This is a genomic window from Saccharopolyspora sp., from assembly GCF_017434145.1.
Classification (GTDB): domain Bacteria; phylum Actinomycetota; class Actinomycetes; order Mycobacteriales; family Pseudonocardiaceae; genus Saccharopolyspora_C; species Saccharopolyspora_C galaxeae.
The window spans coordinates 1-2,602 of record NZ_JAFRFW010000952.1 but is presented as its reverse complement, the minus strand read 5'-3'; the positions used below and the strand labels follow the sequence as shown (position 1 = coordinate 2,602).

At 71.7% G+C, this 2,602-nt stretch carries 2 protein-coding genes; one reads left to right on the top strand and one right to left on the bottom strand.

Features of this window, described 5'->3' with window-relative positions; genetic code table 11:
- Positions 1 to 1,415: C69 family dipeptidase (locus tag IJH84_RS25615; protein ID WP_295149919.1), on the bottom strand; the 1,415-nt coding region annotated here is incomplete at its 3' end.
- A 253-nt stretch (positions 1,416 to 1,668) separates the two neighbouring features.
- Between IJH84_RS25615 and IJH84_RS25610 the strand changes: the two genes are divergently transcribed.
- Positions 1,669 to 2,602, top strand: a 934-nt coding sequence (locus IJH84_RS25610) for a sulfite oxidase (protein WP_295149917.1), incomplete at its 3' end; no start/stop codon positions are given.

Sequence of the window (2,602 nt, the reverse complement as noted above, 5' to 3'; positions counted from 1 at the left end):
AGGTGCTCGGTGAGATCCACGCCCCGCAGCGCCCGGCGGTCGCTCCAGCCGGTCAGCAGCGCCCGAGCCTGCTCGGCGCGCCCGGCGCGGTAGGCGTCGGCGGCGCGCCGCTGCACGTCACCGATCTCGTGGAGCGTCTCGGCCTCGAACCCCTCGTAAGTCTTGGTGACCCGGTCCAGGAACACCTCCGGCCGATCGCAGGTGAAGTACATGAGGCGCTTGGACAGGTGGGTCGCCGAGCGGGTCGCCTCCTGCGCCGCGAACTCCGGGTTCAGGTAGTCCTGCGCCGCACCAGCGGTGAGGTAGCGGTGCTGGGCGTACTCCGGCGGCACCGCCGTCGCGCCGATGTGGAACGGGATGTACGGCGCGGTCACCGCGGCCGTGTTCGCCACCCACAGCGTCGCCAGCTCCGGGTTCGGCAGGTCCGCGCGCAGCTGCGCCACCTGCCCGTAGCCGGAGCGGTCGTCGGACCACCGCGGATCCCGCACCATGCGCTGCATGTCCACCAGGGACACGTCGCCGAGCCTGCGCAGCTCGGACTCCAGCGTCGGCGGATGCCGCCACGGCGCCTCGTCGCGCGGCGCGGACTTGCCGGGGTGGCCGGGGAACGGCGTGCCGTAGACCTCTTGCAGGTTGAACGGCTTCCCGCTCGCCGGGTTCCACCAGCCCTGCCGCACCGCGAAGTCCACCAGGTTCGGCGAGCCGCGGAAGTCCGGGTTCCCGGGTGCGGCCGGGAAATCGCCGATGTAGCCCGGGTAGGACACCCGGACGTCGTCCGGCCCGAGCCGTTCCGCGGCCCACAGGCCCTGACCGCCTGCGTACTCGACGAACACCCAGCCCTCGTTCGCGTCGGCGAACAGGTGCGAGTTGCCGCCGTAGGTGGTGTAGCCGTGCTCGTCGATCAACCGCCCGAGGATGTCGACCGCTTCGCGCGCCGAGTGCGCCCGCTCCATCGCGATCCGGGACAGGTCGCTGTAGTTCGGGCCGGTCTGGCCGGGCGGGGTCATCGCCACCAGCTCCGGGCGGGAGTCCGACCAGACGTCGCGAGCGGCCACGCCGTGCTCGTTCAGACCGCCGTTGGTCAGCGGGGCGGGGAAACCGGAGAACTCGGAGTAGTTCGAGGTGAGGTACTTCGCGGTCTCGGTCGCCTGCGGGATCCGGGTGAGCCTGCCGGGCAGGTCGGCCTCCGCGGTGGCGCCGACAGTGATCGTCGAGCCCGGCGGGTGCCGCCGGTGCGGCACGATCTCCAGCCAGTGGCTGGACGGCTCGTGCCCGAAACCGCCGAGCAGCGTCGAGCCGCTCTGCGCTTCGAGGGCAGGAGTCGTTGATAGATCATCCCGCTGCGCAAGACCAGCGGGAACGGCCCGGAAATTGGAAATCCCCGCGGTGCTGCCAGGTCGGGGGTCCGACAGCACCGCGGGGTCACCATGCATATCGCCGGGCCCCCGGGCGTTGTTACACACCGCCCGCACTGTGCTTTAAGTCACCGCGGGTGGGTGACGAAACGGGCCTCCGCGCGTGTGGACGTGGGCTGCTGACCAGCACATATCGTCATCACATCGGATCGCCGCGGCTTCGGCCGAACGGCGCGGCCGCGGCGACCTCACCCGCGTGCCGCCAAGTGGACGAGTGTTCCCACCCGCGCGCGCGAACCGCATCCTGGTAGCCATGGACGCACAGCTCGCCGATGTCAGCTTGCCTTCCCGGCTCGCCGATCAGGACGAAGGCATCAGCCAGGAGGAACTCGCGCTGGCCGCGCGCAACCACGGCATCATGCTCGAGGCGCTGCGCTACGACGTCACCCCGATCGGCCTGCACTACCTGCTCACGCACTACGACATGCCCGCGCTGGACCCGGCGACGTGGCGGCTGGCGGTGACCGGGGCGGTCTCCCGAAGGCTCGAGCTCACCCTCGACGAGCTGCGCTCGCGGCCCGCCCGCACGGTGCGGGTCACGATGGAGTGCGCGGGCAACGGCCGCGCCCGGATGCACCCGCGCCCGATCAGCCAGCCGTGGCTGGTGGAGGCGGTCGGCACCGCGGAGTGGACCGGGGTGCCGTTGCGCGACGTGCTGGAATCCGCGGGCGTGCGGCCTTCGGCGGCCGAGGTCGTGTTCACCGGTGCCGATCACGGCGTGGAGCGCGGTGTGGAGCAGGACTACCAGCGCGGCCTGCCGCTCGACGAGGCGCTGGGCGAAGAGGTGCTGCTGGCCTACGAGATGAACGGGCAACCGTTGCCGCCGCAGCACGGTCATCCGGTGCGCCTGGTCGTTCCCGGCTGGTACGGCATGACGAACGTGAAGTGGTTGCAGGAGATCTCGGTGGTCGAGGAGCCCTTCCGCGGTTTCCAGCACCGCGCGTACCGCTACCGGCAGTCCCCGGACGATCCCGGCGAGCCCGCGACCCGCATGGTGCCGCGCTCGCTGATCGAGCCGCCGGGCTTCCCGGACTTCATGTCCCGCGCGCGGGTGGTGCGCCCAGGTGAGCTCGAGCTGCGCGGTCGCGCCTGGTCCGGGCACGCGCCGATCGACCGGGTGGAGGTCAGCACCGACGGCGGCCGCAACTGGGCGGAAGCCGAACTCGACGCCGACCGCCCGCGCTGGT